Source organism: Mycobacterium sp. (assembly GCF_044342925.1).
In the GTDB taxonomy this organism is placed as follows: domain Bacteria; phylum Actinomycetota; class Actinomycetes; order Mycobacteriales; family Mycobacteriaceae; genus Mycobacterium.
This window is the reverse complement of record NZ_JBIIOV010000058.1, coordinates 1-16,774: the sequence shown is the minus strand read 5'-3', so window position 1 is coordinate 16,774 and position 16,774 is coordinate 1. Positions and strand designations below refer to the sequence as shown.

Sequence of the window (16,774 nt, the reverse complement as noted above, 5' to 3'; positions counted from 1 at the left end):
GTCAACGTGCCCGACGGCCACGGGCACCGCTACGTCAAGGACGTCGTCAACGCCTGGGCGGCGGTGCTCAAGCCGGCGGGCTGGACGCCGGAGAAGACCGAGAAGCTGCGCGGCATGGTCACCCAGGACTACCCGCAGTAACGGTGTTGCATAGATTGATCGCCATGCTCAGCACACGACATCGCGTTCAGTTCGGGGCCGCCGTCATCGGAAGCGCCGTTCTTGTCCTGACCGGTTGCTCGTCGCGCACCGACGAGCAGGCGACCCCGGCCGCCCCCGCACCGTCGTCCGAGCCGCAGGCCGCGACGCCGGGCAGCCCGGCCATCGGGATCTCACCGGGCGGGGTGACCACCCGGATCGACGAACCGGCACAGTCCACCGAGGAGCAGTACGGACAGTCCTGTCTGGCCGCTAAGGATTTGTTGACCGCCAAAGGGGGCGATCCGCGCGACCATGTCGAGCCGCTGCTGCAGGACGTCCAGAAGTCAGGCGACCCCAGCCCAGTGACGTTTCGCAAGACCTGGGCGGAGCTGAATACCGCCCAGCAGGCTGCGGTCATCATCGCGGTCAAGGCCGCCGCCGACGGCGGCTGCTGAGCGGGTTGAATCAGGCCGACGGAAACTCCCCCGGAACCCCCGATCACAATGGGCGCATGGCCAAACGGGTAGCTCTCGCGCTCGGCAGTGGGGGCGCGCGCGGTTACGCACATATCGGTGTCCTCAATGAACTGCGCAGCAGGGGCTACGAGGTCGTCGGCATCGCCGGATCGTCGATGGGCGCCCTGGTCGGCGGCCTCTACGCGGCCGGTTCACTGGAGGAGTTCACCCAGTGGGCAACCACCCTGACGGGGCCGGCCATGCTCCGGTTGCTCGACCCGTCCATCTCGGCTTCGGGGGTGTTCCGGGCCGGCAAGATCCTGGACGCCGTCCGCGACATCCTGGGGAAGGTCACCATCGAGCAGCTGCCGATTCCCTACACCGCGGTGACCACCGATCTGATTGCCGGCCGCTCGGTGTGGTTGCAGCGCGGCCCCCTCGACGAAGCGATTCGCGCGTCGATCGCCATCCCCGGGGTGATCGCCCCGCATATGCTCGACGGCCGGCTGCTCGCCGACGGCGGAATCCTCGATCCGTTGCCGATCGCCCCGATCACCGCCGCCAACGCCGACTTCACCATCGCAGTCAGCGTCTCGGGAATGGAGGCCGACGTCTCCGACGAAGCCGGTGTCCGGCCCACCCGCGAACGGCTGAACCGGTTGATGCGCAGCACCACGGCGCTGATCGACCGGTTCAGCACCACCGGCGCGTTCGACATCACCGACATCGACGCCGACGAGCAGGTGGCCGACGAGGTCCTCGTCGACACCGATCGGGCCATGCAGATTCCGAAGCTGCGCAGCTTCGCGGTGATGATGCGCACCATCGACATCGCCCAGGCCGCGCTGGCCCGCCACCAGATGGCCGCCTATCCCCCGGACGTACTGATCGAGGTTCCGCGCACGGCCTGCCGCAGTCTGGACTTCCACCGTGCCAACGAGCTCATCGACTTGGGCCACGAACTCGCCGCGAAGGCGCTGGACCAGTTCGACGGTGGGGAGAAGGAACTGGGGTGAGCTCCGTCATCGATGTCGCGGGACTGCCTTGGGGTGCTCAGTCGACGGTATGCCGCAGTGGGTACAGGATCTCAGCCCCTTCACCCACACTCCCCGGGTACCGGGCGAGTCGGTGCGCGTTGCGCCGTCGGCGCTGCAGGCCATGGAGTGCATCGACGTGGGGGTGCTGCACGTGAATTCCGAGTCGGCCGGCGCGGACCCGCATGTGCCGTTCGGCGGCGCCAAGAAGAGCAGTCTGGGCCCCAAGGAGCAGGGTGGCGCCGCGCGGGAGTTCTTCACCCACACCACGACGGTGTATCTGCGCGGTGGAGCCCCCGCGGGCGACATCGGCAGTAGGGCACCGGGGGCATGAGCCCGGGAGCCCTGGACGGCGTCGTCGTCGTCGACTTCAGCCGGGTGCTGGCCGGCCCCTACGCCACCATGCTGCTGGGCGACTACGGCGCCGAGGTGATCAAGGTGGAGCGTCCCGACGTCGGTGACGACACCCGCGCGTGGGGTCCGCCGTACGACTCCCAGGGTGTGGCGACCTACTTCAACGCGATCAATCGCAACAAGCGGTCGGTGACGGTCGATCTGTCCACGCCCACCGGGGTGGAGAAGGCCCGGAACCTGGTCACCGGTGCCGACATCGTGGTGGAGAACTTCCGCCCCGGCACCATGGAGCGCCTCGGCCTGGGTTATGAGGCTCTGCGGCGCATCAAGCCCGACTTGATCTACTGCTCCATAACGGGTTTCGGGCGCGACGGCGGCGCGGCGCTGCCCGGCTACGACCTGCTTGTCCAAGCCGTGGGCGGACTGATGAGCGTCACCGGACCGGCACCCGGTTCGCCGACCAAGGTGGGCGTCGCACTGGTCGATGTCCTGACCGGTCTGCATGCGCTGTCCGGAATCCTGGCCGCACTGCACCACCGGGATCGCACCGGCGAAGGCCAGCGGGTCGACACCAATCTGCTGTCCGCGCTGCTGTCCTCGATGGTCAATCAGGCCTCCGGGTATCTGGGGGCCGGCGCGGTGCCCGGAATCATGGGCAACCGCCATCCCAGCATCACCCCCTACGAGACGTTCGACACCGCCGACCGGCCGATCGCGGTGGCGGTCGGCAATGACAAGCAGTTCGCGGCGATCGCCGGCCAACTCGGAGTTCCAGAGATTCTGAGCGACAGCCGGTTTGGATCCAATGCCGACCGAGTGGCTCATCGCGAGGCTCTGTGCGGCATCCTCGGCCAGGTCTTCCGCACCCGCGGTGCGGACCACTGGCATGAGGTGTTGACCAAGGCCGGGGTGCCCGCCGGCCCGATCAACGATCTCGCCGAGGCGTTCGCCTTCGCCGACCGGCTGGGTCTGGAACCGGTGGTGTCGGTGCCCGGCACCTCTACCCCGCAGGTCGCCAACCCGGTGGAACTGTCCGCCACCCCGGTGACTTATCGCCTGGCACCGCCGAGTCTCGCGGAGCAAGAGTGACGTCCGTGGCACCGGTTACCCGGGCCCCTACTGAGCACCAGAACCACTGACATAGTTGCCCGCCTCTGAGCGACAACTGTCCGGGCGTGAGCCGCCGCTAACCCGGCCGCGCGAACAGCGGCGCCGCCCGCCCGGTCAGCGGCGGCAGGTCGAAGAACCCCTTGACCCCCGGCTCGGCCGCACACGTCGCGGGGATGGCGTTGACGCAATGCGCGGCGGTGGCCACCACCCCGGGATTGCTGATCAGCCCTTCCTCGACGGTCTCAGGCTGCCAGCCCTTGACCGTCACGAACGTGTTGGGGTGGCCGCGGACCTCGATCTCGTAGCGCTCCCCGGCCGGGCCGAAGGTCCACGGCGGGTCCAGGTTCTCCTCCCCCATCAGCCAGTTGACCGCCACCCGCACGACGACGACGTTGGTCATCACCGCGTCCCAGACGAACCTGCGCCCAGCCACCTCGCCGGGCACGATCACCCCGATCGGGGAGTCGATGGGCGCCGCCGCCACCGCCACCTGCTGGCTGGTGCGGATCACCGGCTCGGCGGCGAAACCCAGCCGGTCGACGATCAGCCGCACCGACTGGAAGAACCCGCCGTTGAGCAGTTTCTGCATCGGCCCGTCGAGCGCTTTCTCCGGTGTTCCGCCGAAGCCCATCACGTGCCGCAGCACATCCGGGGCGCCGTAGGTGCGCAGATCGGAGAACTCCTCGGCGCGCAGATGGGTGATGCCGGTGGACATCACCGACAGCAGCAGCGGGAACAGTTCGGTGGCCGCGCCCGGCCCGATGCCCGCGCCGTGCAGGGTGGCGTTACCGGCCAGTGCCGCCGCCCGCAGCGGGGCGGCCTCGGTCTCGGTGGGGTAGAACCAGCCCACCGGGCTCACCACGTTCTTGCCCGACCGCAGCAGCGCGCACACCTCCTCGGCGTTGGGCAGCAGCGGCGCGTAGACCACCGCGTCGGCGTCCATCGCCAGGATGTCCTCGACGCTGTCGGTGGCGACGACGCCCAACGGATCGGTGCCGATGATCTCGCCAACATCTTTGCCGGACTTGGCTTTCGAATGCACCCAGCAGCCGGCCAGTACCAGCTCGGGATGCTCCAGCACCGCCCGAACAGCGGCCGTGCCGACTGAGCCAGTGGCCCATTGCACCACTCGCAGTGCCATACCGGCAGACTAGACCACATGGGAAAGAACAGGGTGTTCGTCGTCGGGGTCGGGATGACCAAGTTCGAGAAGCCCGGACGACGCGAGGGCTGGGACTACCCGGAGATGGCACGCGAGTCGGGCACCAAGGCGCTGGCCGACGCGGGTGTCGACTACACCGCGATCGAGCAGGGCTTCGTCGGATACGTCAGCGGTGATTCCACCTGCGGGCAGCGGGCGCTCTACGAGCTGGGCATGACGGGCATCCCGATCGTCAATGTCAACAACAACTGCTCCACCGGATCCACCGCGCTGTACCTGGGCGCCCAGTCCATCCGGGGCGGGCTGGCCGACTGCGTGCTGGCACTGGGCTTCGAGAAGATGCAGCCCGGTTCGCTCGGCGGCGGCGCCGAGGACCGCGAGTCGCCGCTGCGCCGGCACATCAAGGCCCTCGCCGAGATCGACGAGTTGGCGTTTCCGGTGGCCCCGTGGATGTTCGCCGCAGCGGGCCGGGAATACATGCGCGAATACGGCGCCACCGCCGAGCATTTCGCGAAGATCGGCTACAAGAACCACAAGCATTCGGTGAACAACCCGTACGCGCAGTTCCAGAAAGAGTACTCGCTGGAGGAGATCATGAACGCGCCGATGATCTCCGACCCGGTGACCAAGCTGCAGTGCTCGCCGACCTCCGACGGTTCGGCGGCGGTGGTGCTGGCCTCCGAGGAGTTCGTCGATTCCCACGGCCTGGCCGGCCAGGCGGTGGAGATCGTCGGGCAGGCGATGACCACCGACTTCGCCTCCACCTTCGACGGCTCGGCGCGCAACATCATCGGCTATGACATGAATGTCCAAGCCGCACAGAAGGTCTACGACCAGAGCGGGCTGGGCCCGCGGGACTTCCAGGTGATCGAGCTGCACGACTGCTTCTCGGCCAACGAACTGCTGCTCTACGAGGCGCTGGCCCTGTGCGGTGCCGGCGAGGCTCCGAAGCTGATCGACGCCGGCGATGTCACTTACGGCGGCCGCTGGGTGGTCAACCCCTCAGGCGGGCTGATCTCCAAGGGCCACCCGCTGGGCGCGACCGGATTGGCGCAGTGCAGCGAGCTCACCTGGCAGTTGCGCGGCACGGCCGACAAGCGTCAGGTGGATAACGTCACCGCCGCGCTCCAGCACAACATCGGCCTGGGCGGCGCGGCCGTCGTCACTGCGTACCAGCGTGCGGAGCGCTAACCCACGCTAGAGGGTGACCACCTCGTAGACACCCTCGGCGTAGCGGGCCCGGATGGTCTTCTTGTCGTACTTGCCGACGCTGGTCCGCGGAATTTCGTCGATGAACGTCCAGCGTTCCGGCAGCCACCACCGAACCACCTTGTCGGACAGGAACTCCCGCAATTCCGCCGGGGTCAGCTCGGCGCCGTCCTGCAGTACGACGGCGGCCAGCGGACGCTCCTGCCAGCGGTCGTCGGGAACACCGACCACCGCGGCCTCCCGCACGTGCGGATGGGCGATGAGGGTGTTCTCCAGCTCCACCGAGGAGATCCACTCGCCGCCGGACTTGATGACGTCCTTGGCCCGGTCGGTCAGCGTGATGTATCCCTGCGAGTCGATGCGCCCCACGTCACCGGTGCGCAGCCAGCCCGACTCGAACTTCGAGGGGTCGGTGTCGCGGTAGTAGGAACCGGTGATCCACGGTCCGCGGACCTCCAGTTCGCCGACAGCCTCGTTGTCATGGGGCAGCGCCGCGCCGTTGTCGTCGACGATGCGGGCCTCCACGCCGCAGATCGGCCGCCCCTGGGTAGCCCGGATCTGCCAGTGCTTCTCTGGCGGAGTGCCGGGGGCCGGCCAGGCCAGCGTTGCCATCGGCGACGTCTCGGTCATTCCCCAGAGCTGGCGGATCTGCACGCCGTGCTTGTCTTCGAAGGTCTGCATCAGCGACACCGGCACCGCCGAGCCGCCGCACGCCACCAGCCGCAGCGACGAGATGTCGTGCCCGGGTTCGCGATCCAGGAAATGCATCACGTCGTTCCAGATCGTCGGAACCGCGCCGGCCACCGTGGGACGCTGCGTTTCGATCAGGTACACCATCGATTTGGCGTCCATGAACCGGTCCGGCAGCACCAGGTCGGCCCCGGCCATCAGCGCCGCGTAGGGCAACCCCCAGGCGTTGGCGTGGAACATCGGCACGATCGACAGCGCCTTATCGTCAAAGCTCAGTCCCAGCCCGTTGCCGCTGCACACCGCCATCGAATGCAGGTAACTGGAGCGGTGGCCGTACACCACGCCCTTCGGGTGGCCGGTGGTGCCGCTGGTGTAACACATTGCCGCCGCCGAGTTTTCGTCGATCACCGGCCACTCGAACTGATCGGACTCCGCGGCCAGCAGCTCGTCGTAGCGCAGCACCCGCTTGCCGGACTCCTCCAGCGGTCCGAGGTCGCCGTCGCCGACCGCGATCACGGTGTGCACGGTTTCCATCCGGGGAAGCACCGGCGCGAGGATCGGAATCAGCGACACGTCGACGATGACCACCTGGTCCTCGGCTTCGTAGGCCACGAACTCGATTTGCTCGGGAAACAGCCGGATGTTGAGGGTGTGCAGCACCGCGCCCATCGACGGGATCGCGACGTAGGCCTCCAGATGCTCCTGGTTGTTCCACATGAAGGTGGCCACCCGCTGGTCGCCGTCGATACCGACCCGGCGTAACGCGTTGGCCAGCCGGGCGGCCCGTTGGCCGACCTCACGGTAGGTGGCGTGCCGGAATCCGTCGCCGGTTGCGGTGGTGACGGAGCGGTCGCCGTGCACGGTGACGGCGTACCGCAGAATCTGGGCCACGGTGAGCGGGAAGTGCTGCATGGTGCTGTCCATCCCGTGATCGTATCGTCGCAACGCCGGGCCGGGCGGCGGCGATAGGTCATATAGCGTGAATCACCAACCCAGGGAGGCACCATGCGCAGCACCGCGATGTTCGCCGCGGCGGCGGCCGCGCTCGGCCTTCTCGCCGGGCCGGCCGGGTCGGCATGGGCCGACGAGTCCGCGCAGGACACCATCGAGCGCCTACAGCAGCAGGGCTACGCCGTGCAGATCGACAAGATCGGCACCGGGCCGATGTCCAAGTGCGTCGTGACCAGCGTGCGCAACCCGCAGACCGTCACCCAGTGGGTGCCCTACGTGGGACCCGGCCTGGGCCGGTTCGAGGGCAACCTGCTGGTGCCTGTAATCACCAGTCAGACCATCTCGGTGTCGCTGGACTGCAGCCAGCGCTGAACTGTCAGACCAGCTCGTCGGAGTGAGATCAGGAGGCCGCGCGCGCCTGAGACGACGCCTGCAGCGCCAGCGCGGTGACCGCCCCGTCGAAATCGCCGACGTACAGGGTGGTTCCGTCGGGGCTGACCACCAGGCAGGATACCGGCCGGCGGATGTCGATGCGGTTGACGGTCCGCATGGTGCCGACGTCGATCACGGTGATCCCGTCGCCGTGCGCCAGCACCACATCAGGGCCGGCGACGACCATGCTGACCGGCAGGGCGTCGACAGCGGCGGTGCGGACCACCCGCGCGGTGGAGGTGTCCACGACGCGCAGGACGGCACCGAGCTCGTCGTCCCAGCCGGTGACGAACACCCGGCGGTCGTCGGCGTGCACGGCGATGTCGTCGATCGTGCCGCCCACGGACACCGTCTGCACCCGCCCGGTCCGGACGTCGACGCAGATCAGAGCGCCGCCCGCCGCGGTGGTGAGCGCGGCATACAACCGGGTTCCGCCGGCGTTGATCCGCACGGTGTCGATCGAGGCGTCGAGCGCCCGCAGCACCGGGATCGCGACGACCTTGCCGCTCTCGACGTCCACGGCGGCGATGTCGACGATTCCGTCGAACGAGCGCGCCACGTAGAGCATGTCGCCCGCCGGGGCCGCCGCCAGCCCGCTGGCGCCGATCCCGACTTCACGAGCGGCCAGTTCGGTGCCGACCTCCAGGTCGACGGCCACCACACTGTCCTTGGCCAGCGACGCTGACTGCAGGTAGGCCCGGTCGGCGGCGACGACCGCGTACGGCTCGGCGATGTCGGCCACCGTCGCGGTGACGGTCAGGGTGGCGGTGTCGATCACCGACACGGCGTCGTCCCCGTAGTGCGCCGCCACCAGCCGGCGGCCGTCACGGGTCACCGCGAGGTCGGTGACCGCACCGATCAGGCCCGAGACCACGCCGGCGACCGGACGGACGATCCGCTGCAGGTGCCCGTCAGCCCGGACGGCAGGCAGCGCGTCGTTGGCGACGGGAATCCGCGGCGTGGTCAGCGTGGACAGCCAGTCGGTGGGCCGCTCAGCAAGGGCGGTACCACTCGTCGTGGGTGCCATGGTTCGTTCACCTCCGTTGGCCAGACAAGAGCCCGGCCTAGTGAAAATCAGGAAAATTCGCGTTACGACGCAAATGGGATCGGAACCCAGTGTAGCCGTCACAACACACAGCCAATTGCGTTCGTTTTCAGTTGTGCGTTAAAACTCCTCGAATAGTCCCTCGGAGAATTCGTTATCAGGCTGTTGCCGAAACGGTTTTTTCGAGCAGCGAAAGCCCAGCTTGTGACCGTTTTTCCGAGGACGGCAATTGCAGCGGATTGCGAATACCCCGACCTTCATGGATTTCGCAAGAACGGCACGAATTGCGGCGCACATCACATCGGGCCGGTGGTTGGCCGGTTTTGCTTCACTAAATCCGTCGCTAGAGCATCTGCTCGACGGTGCCGCGATCACGCACGGGGTCGCTGCCCAGCACGTAGGACGGCTCGGTGTGGTCGCACAGGGTTCCGTTGGCCACCCGCTGCTTGGCCTGACGGAACTCGGGCAACGTGCCCATGGCCGCCTGGGTGCCGTTGATGGCCGCCCAGGTCGCCGCGCGCCGCGCCGCCCATTCGACGGGGTGCGGCGGACGGTGGGACACCATCTCGGCGGCCCATTCCGGCATGGAGTCGCGGATGGCCCAGTCGAAGAACTTCGCTGCCTGCGGCACGTCGGGGTTGTTGGCCAACGCCGCACCGGTGGCCATCGCGGCGCCGTGAGTCAGGGCCAGCTTGGGCAGGTAGGAGCGCAGGCAGGCGAGGGTCTCGGCTTTGGTGGTGGGCAGATCGGTGCCACCCAGCGCATGGCCGACGCGGACGAACTCGCCGTAATAGCGGTCGATGTCGCGCAACGGAATCGGGTGGTACATCTCGTGGGCGGTGGCGATGCCCCAGACGACGGTGGCGTAGTTCCACCGCAGCCATTCGGGATCGTCGGCGTCGTAGCGCAGGCCGTCGGGCCGGACGCCCTTGATCGTGTGGTGCATGGCCCGGACCATCGTCGCCATCTTCTCGGCGGTCTGGGTGGAGCCGTAGGCGGTGCCGATGAAGAACGCCAGCGAGTGCGCCAGCCGCTGCTGAGCGCCGTCCTGATCCAGCCGGCCGGTGGGCATACCGTCGACGTCGCGCTCGACCACCCGCGAGTGGTCCGATCCCATCCAGTAGATGCTGGGATCCAGCCGTTCCATGAACGCCGCGCACTGCAGCCCGAAGATCAGCGCGGTGGTGTGTGAGTGGACGTACCAGACCGCGCTATCGGGGCCGAACCAGCCCGGATCACCCTCCGGGCCGTCGAACTGCAGCCCCCGGAAGAACTTCTTGCGGATGTCCCGGTTGAAGTCGGACCGGACCTTGTGCTCGACGATCTGATGCGGCAGCAGCAGCTTCATCTGAAAATTCCAGCCCTTCGGGAATTCTGGTAACGCCTGTGACCACAGTAGCAGCGAACAGCGGCTCCAGCCGCCGGCCCGGGATATCCTCGCGGGATGTCGCGCGCCACCCGATGGGCCGGGGTCTCGTCCACCAATCGCCGCGCCGAACGCCGCTCACTACTGGTGGACGCGGCGTTCAACCTCTTCGGCGACGGCGGCGACGCCGCGGTCTCGGTGCGCTCGGTCTGCCGCGCCAGCGAGTTGAACTCCCGCTACTTCTACGAGAACTTCGACGACACCAACCAGTTGCTGGGTGCGGTGTACGACGAGGTCGGGGCCGAACTCACGCAACGACTGACCGCGGCGATGGCCGCCGCACCCGACAACGATCACTCCCGGCTGCGCGCGGGGATCGGGGCGGTGCTGGAGTTCAGCTCCGCCGACGCGCGGCGCGGCCGGATTCTGTTCACCGAAGCCCGCACCAACCCCGTGCTGGCGGAGCGCCGGACCAAGGCACAGGATCAGCTGCGCGAACTGGTGCTCAGTGCCGGGCGGCGCACCGACCCCGGCTCCGACCGGTTGCTGTGGGAGGTCGGTGCGGCCATGTACGCCGGCGCGATGGCCGAGTTGGCTCAGCAGTGGCTGGCCGGGACCCTCGGAGACGATCTCGACGCCGTCGTCGATCGTGCGGTGCGGATGCTGCTGCGCGGCGCCGGTGCCGCCCTTCCCGATCCGGCGAAGTCCGCGGCCCGTGACCGCTGACGGGCAGGAACCGCAGCGTCCGGGGCTGCGGTTGGGCTGGATCGTCTTCGCGCTGCTGGCCGTCGTATTGGCGGTCGGCGGCGGGATGATCCTGGCCGGGCGTTCGAGCGAGCCGGTGGCCGGCCGCCCGACGCCACCGCCGATGATCAGCGGCGGGACGGTGGTGCAACAGCCTTCCGCGCCCAGTCCTTCGGCGCCCAGTCCTTCGGCGCCCAGTCCTTCGGCGCCCAGTCCGCCGGTTGGGCCGAACGCTCCCAGCACCGCCGCTCCGGGAGAGCGCGTCGTCGACGTGGCGGGGGTGGGCAACGACCGCACGATCAGCTGCGCCGACAACATCGTCAGCGTCAGCGGGGTGAACAACACCGTGGTGCTCAACGGGCACTGCACCCGGGTGAATGTCTCCGGGGTCGAGAACACGGTGACCATCGACACCGCCGACGCGATCGAGGTGTCGGGGATACGCAATGTGGTGACGTTCGGCTCCGGTCAGCCGGAGTTGAGCAAGTTCGGTGTGGACAACACCCTGGAGCGGCGTGATTAGCGGGCGGTTACGCCGTCCGGTTCAGCACCCGGGCAGCTGCCCGGTGCCGATCGCGGGCGCGAAGCCGGGCGAGCACCGTGGAATACAGCGCACACTGCACCACGGCGATCAGGAGTATCGGCCACAGCAATCCGGCAGTGACAGCGAATAGGCCGGGGTTGTCTGGCGCGGGTGACCCGGGTTCACGCATCCACTCGCTGGCGAGGAACATCGCGACGGTAACGGTCAACGCCACGCCCGCGTAGACGATGGTGCCGGTCACGCCGACCTCCTAGATTCCGCTTAGTGCCCCCTTTGTGCCCCACGATAGGGCCTTTAGGCACTAATCCCGCGGTCTGAAGTCGAGTTCACATCGATTTCATACTTAATGGGCGGCTGTCCACGGTCGGATACCGCCGATCGGCCCCGTTACGAGTGTGGAATCCGCGGCGAGGCCGGCGTTGCGGCCGGCCATCTGGCGCATGGCGACCAGCGCGGTGAACTGGGCGAGGCCGATGAGGAGAACAGGCCAGAAAAGTCCCGCCAGCAATGCGTATGTCCAGCGGGTGCGGCGCAGGTGCAGGTGGTCATGGTTCACCCACTGGGAGGCGACGAAGAAGAGTGGCACGAGAACCAGTGCGATGACTGCGTAGAGCGTGATGAGCAACATCGTGACCTCCTGGGGGACGACTCGATATAGCTCAAGCTAGCGAGGCAACCTGTGATTTCGCCAGGAACATAGACACAGATGCATAACCGTTTACTGACAACACCTGAGCGAAGCCCGGTGCGGTCAGCCGAGGTGAACCAGGTGCGGCGCGAACAGGCCGAGGACCATGAAAGCTCCGCCGGCCAGCAGTGCCACACCGCTGGCGATGAAGCCGGGCACAGCCAGGCCGGTGATCACCGCGGCCGAGGCCAGCACAATGCCGATTTGGAAAGCGGCAGAGGCGAATTCGTAGTTGTGGTACTTGGCCAGCATCTCGTCGCGATTGTGCTCGGCTTCGCCCGCACGCCGCGACAACTCTTCGGTGCCCTCACCCTTGCCGTCGGCGGCCTCGGGCTCGGACTTGTAGCGGGCCGCGTTCTGGTTCCACTCCTCCATCTGCTTCTCCATCGCGGCGCGCTGCTCGGGGCTGGTGACGCCGGCCAGCGTGAGCTGGGTCTGGTCCACGGCGATGAGATTGCTGGTGCGACGGATGTTCTTGGCCTGGTAGAAGCTCCACAGATTGGACGCTTCCATCTGGGCGTTCAACGCCGTGGTCTGCGCGCTTTTGCCCGCCGCCTCGGCGAAGGACAGCAACAGCGCCAGGACGGCGATCACCAGCGCCATCCTCTTGTTGGTGCTGGACACATTGTCCAGGCCGTGGTGCCCGTCGTCGTGCTTGATCTTGTGCTCGACCTCGTGCTAGCGCCGGTCGAAACACCGGCCGAACCGGACGTCTCAGCGCCGCAGGGCACAACGACAAGTAGTCGTTGAAGGGTGGCGCTGCGTGGGTCAGCGGCCGTTGGCAGGCGGTACCTGGCCAGCTGACCCCGCAGCGATCACCGCCCGATTACGTTGGGCCACAGTGAACATCGACATCTTCGGAACGTGTCTGTCGTAGCTGAAGAACCCGTTGACCTCGTTCTCGACGTCGGTGATCTGGGTGTAGATCGCCCCGGATAGACCGCCGTTGCGGGCGAGGTCTTCCAACGCGTGGCTTACCTGCACGTAGCGCTCGGTGAGCCGGGCGTGGGTGTCGACCATCTCATAGGACATCGGGCGCCCGGGCCATCGGTTCTTGTCGATCGCCAGCCCCAGGCCGCCGTATTCGCCGTTGACCCGCACCCGATTCGGGACCGGTGGCGGGCGGCCGGGGCCGACGTAGGTGTGGTCGTCGTATACGTCCCCGGCGCCGGTGTCCCCACGCGACTTGCAGCAGTTGACGCCGCTGTTGGCGTTGACCATTCGGGTCGGATCGGCGCCTTTGACCATCCCGGCGATGCGAGCGGTGTCGTACTCCGCCCACCCTTCGTTGAACGGCACCCAGCCGATGATCGAGGTGACGCTGCGCAACTGGTCGATCATGGCCAGCAGTTCGGTCTCGAAGTTCATCTTGGCGATCGGCGATGGGTCGGGGGCCGGGCCGGTCGGGTTGCTCAGCGCGATGTCCAGTGACGGCATGTCCTGCCACACCAGCAGTCCGAGCTTGTCGGCCCAGTAGTACCAGCGGGCCGGTTCGACCTTGGCGTGCTTGCGCACGAAGTTCATCCCCAGTTCTTTGATGCGCTCCAGGTCGAACTTCAACGCGTCGTCGGTGGGGGCGGTGTAGATGCCGTCGGGCCAGTAGCCCTGGTCCAGCGGGCCGTGCAAAAAGGTGATGCGGCCGTTGAGGGCGATGCGCGGGTTGCCGTGGATGTCGGCGACGGTGCTGACGGTGCGCAGCCCGGAGTAACTGGCGACGGCGTCGTGGACGTGGCCGGACGGCGTGGTCAGCACAACCTTGACGTCGTAGAGGTAAGGATCGTCCGGAGTCCACAGCCGGGGGGTGCGGATGGGCAGGCGGATGGTCTCCCCCGCCGCTGCCGACGAGACCGAAACCAGCCGGCCGCCAGGCTCGGAGATGTAGACGGTGGCGCGTTCGTTGGTGGTGCCGGAGGTCCGCGGGGTGACGGTGAGACCGTTGAGGTCCGGGGTGATGTCGAGTTTGTCGATGCGCGCGGCCGGCACCGGCTCGGCCCAGACGGTCTGCCAAATGCCCGAGGCGCCGGTGTAGAACAGCCCGGCCGGGTGGTTGCGCTGCTTGCCCACTGGGAATGGCCCGGCCTCGTTGTTGTCCTGGGCGCGGACGATGATCTGCTGGCTGCCGGTGGGTTTCAGCGCGTCGGTGATGTCGGCGCTGAATGCGGTGAACCCGCCCTCGTGGTAGGCCACCTGCACGTCGTTGACCCACACGGTGGCGATCTGATCGACCGCACCGAAGTGCAGCAAGACGCGTTGGCCGTTCCAGTCCTTCGGCACGGTGAAGTTCTTCTGGTACCACATCTGCTCGTCGTGGCGGCCGATGCCCGACAGCGACGACTCGGTGGGGTACGGGACGAGGATCTTCTCGAAGTACCCGCCGGCCGGCGGGGGCGGGGCGAAGACGGCCGGCCCGGAGCGGCCGACGTAATCCCACACGCCGTTGAGGTTGAGCCAGTCCTTACGGACCATCTGCGGGCGCGGGTATTCGGGCAGGGCGTTGTCGGGGCCGACCTTGGCGGTCCATGTCGTGGGCAGCAGTGCGGGTTTGGCGCGCCAGAGTTGTTCGGCGTTTGCCGGGCCGTGGGCGGTGAGGGTCAGGGCGAACAGGGTGAGCAGCACCGCTGCCAGACGACTGATTGACTTCCCCACTGACTGCCACCTCCGAGCGAGGACCGCCCGAGGCGTGCAGGTTTTGCTTCAACGCAAAAACGACCCGGTCTGCTACAGGAAGTCACTACTTGCCGGGGCAGGCTAGCGCAGTCGGATTGGGGGCGTGGGGGAATTGGGGACGCGCTACGAGGCCGACAGTGCTTCGCGCTGGATGGCCACCCAGGCGATGATCTGACCGCCGTCTTTCAGCGGGAACATCCGCCAGTTCATAATGAACGGCGTGCCGTCTTTCCGGTAGTTGACCGCCCGGCCCTCGAACCGTCCGCCGGCTTTCAGCGTTGCGGCGAGCCGTTCGATCACTTTCCGGTCGGTGCCCGGACCCTGGAGCATCCGCGGATCTTTGCCCATGACCTCCGACGGGTCGTAGCCGGTGAGCTTCTTGAATGCCTTGTTCGCGTAGACGATGCGACCTTTGGCAGACGCGTCGGTGACCAGAATGGAATCAAAGCTGTTGTCTGCCAGCAACTTCAACAGGGTCAGACCACCCCGCTCGGAACCAATTGCGTCAATCAGTGACGAAGCCATGGGCGTTCTCCTGCCGTCGCGATCGGCGTCGTGGCCGATGCAGAACCCTAACCCGGTAGTCCGGTCAGTTGCTGACGAAAGCCGCGTGACACGTCCCGGCGTTTCCGGAGACTCCCGATCTTGGGAGGATCTGAGTTATGGGACGTATCAGCAAGTACCCCGATGAGCTTCGAGAGCGGGCGGTGCGCATGGTCGCTGAGGTGCGCCCGCAGTACCCGTCGCAGTGGGCGGCGATCACCGCGGTCGCGGGGATGTTGGGGATCGGCACCCCGGAGACGCTGCGGACCTGGATCCGCCGTGCGGAGGTCGACACCGGCCAGCGTCCGGGTGTGACTTCGCAGATGGCCGAGGAGAACAAGGCGCTGCGCAAGCAGGTCGCCGAGTTGCGTCGGGCCAATGAGATCTTGAAAGCAGCGGCGATTTTCTTCGGGGCCGAGCTCGACCGGCCCGGGAGACGGTGATCCGTTTCATCACCGAACACAAGGACCAGCAGGTGTCTGGCGCCGACGGCGGGGCCGGACTGCGCTGGGGTGTCGAGCCCATGTGTGCCGTGCTTTCTGAGCATGGCGTGCCGATCAGCCCGTCGACCTACTACGAGTGGATCGCCAAGGCCCCGACGCGTCGTGAGCTGCGCGATGCGGAGTTGGTCGAGATCATCACTGCGGCCCGCGAGGACAAGAAGACCGGGAAGTTCGTTCAGACGCTGGGATCGCGAAAGCTGTGGATCTGGCTACGCGGCCAGGGCCATGACGTCGCCCGCTGCACCGTGGAGCGAATCATGGGCGAAAACGGTTGGGAGGGTGCGCGGTACGGCTCCAAGCACAAGACCACTGTCGCCGACGACAGTCATGTGCGCTATCCCGATCTGGTCGACCGACGCTTCTACGCGCCGGCGCCAAACCGGTTGTGGGTGGCCGACTTCACCTATGTGGCGACCTGGATGGGATTCGTCTACGTCGCCTTCGTCATCGACGCCTACAGTCGCCGGATCGTCGGATGGCGGGCCGCCAGATCGATGACCACCGACCTGGTCCTCGACGCCCTCGAGCATGCCTTCTTCACCCGAGCCCAGGAAGGCAACTCCGACCTGCGGGGGCTAATCGCGCATAGCGACGCCGGGGCCCAATACACCTCGGTGGCGTTCACCCAACGACTCATCGACGAAGGCGTGGACCCTTCGGTTGGCTCGGTCGGCGACGCGCTGGACAACGCGCTGGCCGAGACCACCGTCGGGTCGTTCAAGAACGAACTCATCCGCCGGCAAGGCCCCTGGCGCGACGTCAACCAGGTCGAGATCGCCACGGCCGAATGGGTGGTGTGGTTCAACACCGAACGGCCCCATGAGTACCTCGACGATTTCACCCCCGAAGCCGCCGAGAAGCTCCATTACGATCACAGACGCACCCCAACAATGGCGGGGTGATTCAACGAGAGCAGTCTCCGGACTCACCGGGACGGGTCACAGCTCACGCGGCGGCGTTGGTTGGCGGGGTCGCGGAAGCCGAACGCGATGCGCCCGACGTGCTTGACCATGCGGTTGTAGCCCTCGGTGCGGGCGTTGGTCAGCCCGGGTCTGGATCGCGGCGATGATCGGGGCTTGCCAGGTCTCGATGGTGCGGGCGAAGCTGATGACCTCGGGCACCGTGCAGGCGGCGCA

At 67.2% G+C, this 16,774-nt stretch carries 18 protein-coding genes and 3 pseudogenes; 11 read left to right on the top strand and 10 right to left on the bottom strand.

Features of this window, described 5'->3' with window-relative positions; translation table 11 throughout:
• The 6 genes and pseudogenes from ADBZ6I_RS08320 to ADBZ6I_RS08295 form a co-directional block, all read left to right on the top strand.
• Positions 1–141: alpha/beta-hydrolase family protein (locus ADBZ6I_RS08320; protein WP_526382719.1), on the top strand; the 141-nt coding region annotated here is incomplete at its 5' end.
• 23 nt (positions 142–164) lie between these two features.
• Complete coding sequence (gene lpqV / locus ADBZ6I_RS08315) at positions 165–596, top strand: lipoprotein LpqV (protein ID WP_526382717.1); 432 nt, start codon at positions 165–167, stop codon at positions 594–596.
• Positions 597–652: 56 nt separating this feature from the next.
• Positions 653–1,612: a patatin-like phospholipase family protein gene (locus ADBZ6I_RS08310; protein ID WP_526382715.1), complete on the top strand. Its 960-nt coding sequence runs from the start codon at positions 653–655 to the stop codon at positions 1,610–1,612.
• Between the two features lie 49 nt (positions 1,613–1,661).
• Positions 1,662–1,736 (top strand): annotated as a pseudogene (locus ADBZ6I_RS08305) (efflux permease Rv1217c-related protein); the annotation flags it as partial.
• 9 nt (positions 1,737–1,745) lie between these two features.
• Positions 1,746–1,964 (top strand): annotated as a pseudogene (locus ADBZ6I_RS08300) (aldehyde dehydrogenase family protein); the annotation flags it as partial.
• A complete protein-coding gene (locus ADBZ6I_RS08295) occupies positions 1,961–3,073 on the top strand; it encodes a CaiB/BaiF CoA transferase family protein (RefSeq protein ID WP_526382713.1) in 1,113 nt (370 codons plus the stop codon). The pseudogene ADBZ6I_RS08300 and the gene ADBZ6I_RS08295, both read left to right, overlap by 4 nt.
• A gap of 97 nt (positions 3,074–3,170) precedes the next feature.
• Here the strand turns inward: ADBZ6I_RS08295 and ADBZ6I_RS08290 are convergent, their stop codons facing one another.
• The gene (locus ADBZ6I_RS08290; RefSeq protein ID WP_526382711.1) at positions 3,171–4,235 is read right to left on the bottom strand and encodes an NAD(P)H-dependent amine dehydrogenase family protein; all 1,065 of its coding nucleotides are present in this window, start codon (positions 4,233–4,235) and stop codon (positions 3,171–3,173) included.
• An 18-nt stretch (positions 4,236–4,253) separates the two neighbouring features.
• Between ADBZ6I_RS08290 and ADBZ6I_RS08285 the strand changes: the two genes are divergently transcribed.
• The gene (locus ADBZ6I_RS08285; protein ID WP_526382709.1) at positions 4,254–5,447 is read left to right on the top strand and encodes a thiolase family protein; all 1,194 of its coding nucleotides are present in this window, start codon (positions 4,254–4,256) and stop codon (positions 5,445–5,447) included.
• 6 nt (positions 5,448–5,453) lie between these two features.
• Here ADBZ6I_RS08285 and ADBZ6I_RS08280 read toward each other — a convergent pair whose 3' ends face one another.
• Positions 5,454–7,079 (bottom strand): long-chain fatty acid--CoA ligase, encoded by a 1,626-nt coding sequence (locus tag ADBZ6I_RS08280; RefSeq protein ID WP_526382707.1) that lies wholly within the window; start codon positions 7,077–7,079, stop codon positions 5,454–5,456.
• 81 nt (positions 7,080–7,160) lie between these two features.
• Between ADBZ6I_RS08280 and ADBZ6I_RS08275 the strand changes: the two genes are divergently transcribed.
• Entirely contained in the window at positions 7,161–7,478 is a 318-nt protein-coding gene (locus ADBZ6I_RS08275) for a hypothetical protein (protein WP_526382705.1), read from the top strand.
• A 28-nt stretch (positions 7,479–7,506) separates the two neighbouring features.
• Here the strand turns inward: ADBZ6I_RS08275 and ADBZ6I_RS08270 are convergent, their stop codons facing one another.
• Together ADBZ6I_RS08270 and ADBZ6I_RS08265 are read right to left on the bottom strand one after the other, a co-directional pair.
• Positions 7,507–8,565 carry a YncE family protein gene (locus tag ADBZ6I_RS08270; protein ID WP_526382703.1) on the bottom strand — a complete coding sequence of 353 codons (1,059 nt, stop codon included), beginning with the start codon at positions 8,563–8,565 and terminating at the stop codon, positions 7,507–7,509.
• Between the two features lie 361 nt (positions 8,566–8,926).
• Positions 8,927–9,931, bottom strand: coding sequence for an oxygenase MpaB family protein (locus tag ADBZ6I_RS08265; RefSeq protein WP_526382701.1), 1,005 nt, complete (start codon positions 9,929–9,931; stop codon positions 8,927–8,929).
• Between the two features lie 96 nt (positions 9,932–10,027).
• Between ADBZ6I_RS08265 and ADBZ6I_RS08260 the strand changes: the two genes are divergently transcribed.
• Positions 10,028–10,675, top strand: coding sequence for a TetR/AcrR family transcriptional regulator (locus tag ADBZ6I_RS08260; protein ID WP_526382699.1), 648 nt, complete (start codon positions 10,028–10,030; stop codon positions 10,673–10,675).
• The gene (locus ADBZ6I_RS08255; protein WP_526382697.1) at positions 10,665–11,216 is read left to right on the top strand and encodes a DUF3060 domain-containing protein; all 552 of its coding nucleotides are present in this window, start codon (positions 10,665–10,667) and stop codon (positions 11,214–11,216) included. Before ADBZ6I_RS08260 ends, ADBZ6I_RS08255 begins: the two co-directional genes overlap by 11 nt.
• Before the next feature lie 7 nt (positions 11,217–11,223).
• Here ADBZ6I_RS08255 and ADBZ6I_RS08250 read toward each other — a convergent pair whose 3' ends face one another.
• The 5 genes from ADBZ6I_RS08250 to ADBZ6I_RS08230 form a co-directional block, all read right to left on the bottom strand.
• Positions 11,224–11,478, bottom strand: a complete 255-nt coding sequence (locus ADBZ6I_RS08250; RefSeq protein ID WP_526382695.1) for a hypothetical protein — start codon at positions 11,476–11,478, stop codon at positions 11,224–11,226.
• Positions 11,479–11,580: 102 nt separating this feature from the next.
• Entirely contained in the window at positions 11,581–11,865 is a 285-nt protein-coding gene (locus ADBZ6I_RS08245) for a hypothetical protein (RefSeq protein WP_526382693.1), read from the bottom strand.
• A gap of 123 nt (positions 11,866–11,988) precedes the next feature.
• A complete protein-coding gene (locus tag ADBZ6I_RS08240) occupies positions 11,989–12,549 on the bottom strand; it encodes a DUF4337 family protein (protein ID WP_526382691.1) in 561 nt (186 codons plus the stop codon).
• Positions 12,550–12,693: 144 nt separating this feature from the next.
• Entirely contained in the window at positions 12,694–14,571 is a 1,878-nt protein-coding gene (locus ADBZ6I_RS08235; protein WP_526382689.1) for a glycoside hydrolase family 2 protein, read from the bottom strand.
• 144 nt (positions 14,572–14,715) lie between these two features.
• Entirely contained in the window at positions 14,716–15,117 is a 402-nt protein-coding gene (locus ADBZ6I_RS08230; RefSeq protein ID WP_526382687.1) for a PAS domain-containing protein, read from the bottom strand.
• A gap of 137 nt (positions 15,118–15,254) precedes the next feature.
• On the opposite strand from ADBZ6I_RS08230, the gene ADBZ6I_RS08225 reads away from it, so the two are divergent.
• Positions 15,255–16,540 (top strand): IS3 family transposase gene (locus tag ADBZ6I_RS08225; protein WP_526382685.1). Its coding sequence is split into 2 segments (ribosomal slippage): positions 15,255–15,537 and positions 15,537–16,540, totalling 1,287 coding nucleotides; the frame shifts between segments, so codons are not numbered across the junction.
• A gap of 23 nt (positions 16,541–16,563) precedes the next feature.
• Here the strand turns inward: ADBZ6I_RS08225 and ADBZ6I_RS08220 are convergent.
• A pseudogene (locus ADBZ6I_RS08220) lies at positions 16,564–16,774 on the bottom strand (transposase); the annotation flags it as partial.

What these genes read in the sequence shown, in the direction of transcription:
- lpqV (WP_526382717.1), top strand. Translation starts at nt 165, where the DNA reads ATGCTCAGCACACGACATCGCGTTCAGTTCGGGGCCGCCGTCATCGGA.
- ADBZ6I_RS08310 (WP_526382715.1), top strand. Translation starts at nt 653, where the DNA reads ATGGCCAAACGGGTAGCTCTCGCGCTCGGCAGTGGGGGCGCGCGCGGT.
- ADBZ6I_RS08295 (WP_526382713.1), top strand. Translation starts at nt 1,961, where the DNA reads ATGAGCCCGGGAGCCCTGGACGGCGTCGTCGTCGTCGACTTCAGCCGG.
- ADBZ6I_RS08290 (WP_526382711.1), bottom strand. Translation starts at nt 4,235, where the DNA reads ATGGCACTGCGAGTGGTGCAATGGGCCACTGGCTCAGTCGGCACGGCC.
- ADBZ6I_RS08285 (WP_526382709.1), top strand. Translation starts at nt 4,254, where the DNA reads ATGGGAAAGAACAGGGTGTTCGTCGTCGGGGTCGGGATGACCAAGTTC.
- ADBZ6I_RS08280 (WP_526382707.1), bottom strand. Translation starts at nt 7,079, where the DNA reads ATGGACAGCACCATGCAGCACTTCCCGCTCACCGTGGCCCAGATTCTG.
- ADBZ6I_RS08275 (WP_526382705.1), top strand. Translation starts at nt 7,161, where the DNA reads ATGCGCAGCACCGCGATGTTCGCCGCGGCGGCGGCCGCGCTCGGCCTT.
- ADBZ6I_RS08270 (WP_526382703.1), bottom strand. Translation starts at nt 8,565, where the DNA reads ATGGCACCCACGACGAGTGGTACCGCCCTTGCTGAGCGGCCCACCGAC.
- ADBZ6I_RS08265 (WP_526382701.1), bottom strand. Translation starts at nt 9,931, where the DNA reads ATGAAGCTGCTGCTGCCGCATCAGATCGTCGAGCACAAGGTCCGGTCC.
- ADBZ6I_RS08260 (WP_526382699.1), top strand. Translation starts at nt 10,028, where the DNA reads ATGTCGCGCGCCACCCGATGGGCCGGGGTCTCGTCCACCAATCGCCGC.
- ADBZ6I_RS08245 (WP_526382693.1), bottom strand. Translation starts at nt 11,865, where the DNA reads ATGTTGCTCATCACGCTCTACGCAGTCATCGCACTGGTTCTCGTGCCA.
- ADBZ6I_RS08230 (WP_526382687.1), bottom strand. Translation starts at nt 15,117, where the DNA reads ATGGCTTCGTCACTGATTGACGCAATTGGTTCCGAGCGGGGTGGTCTG.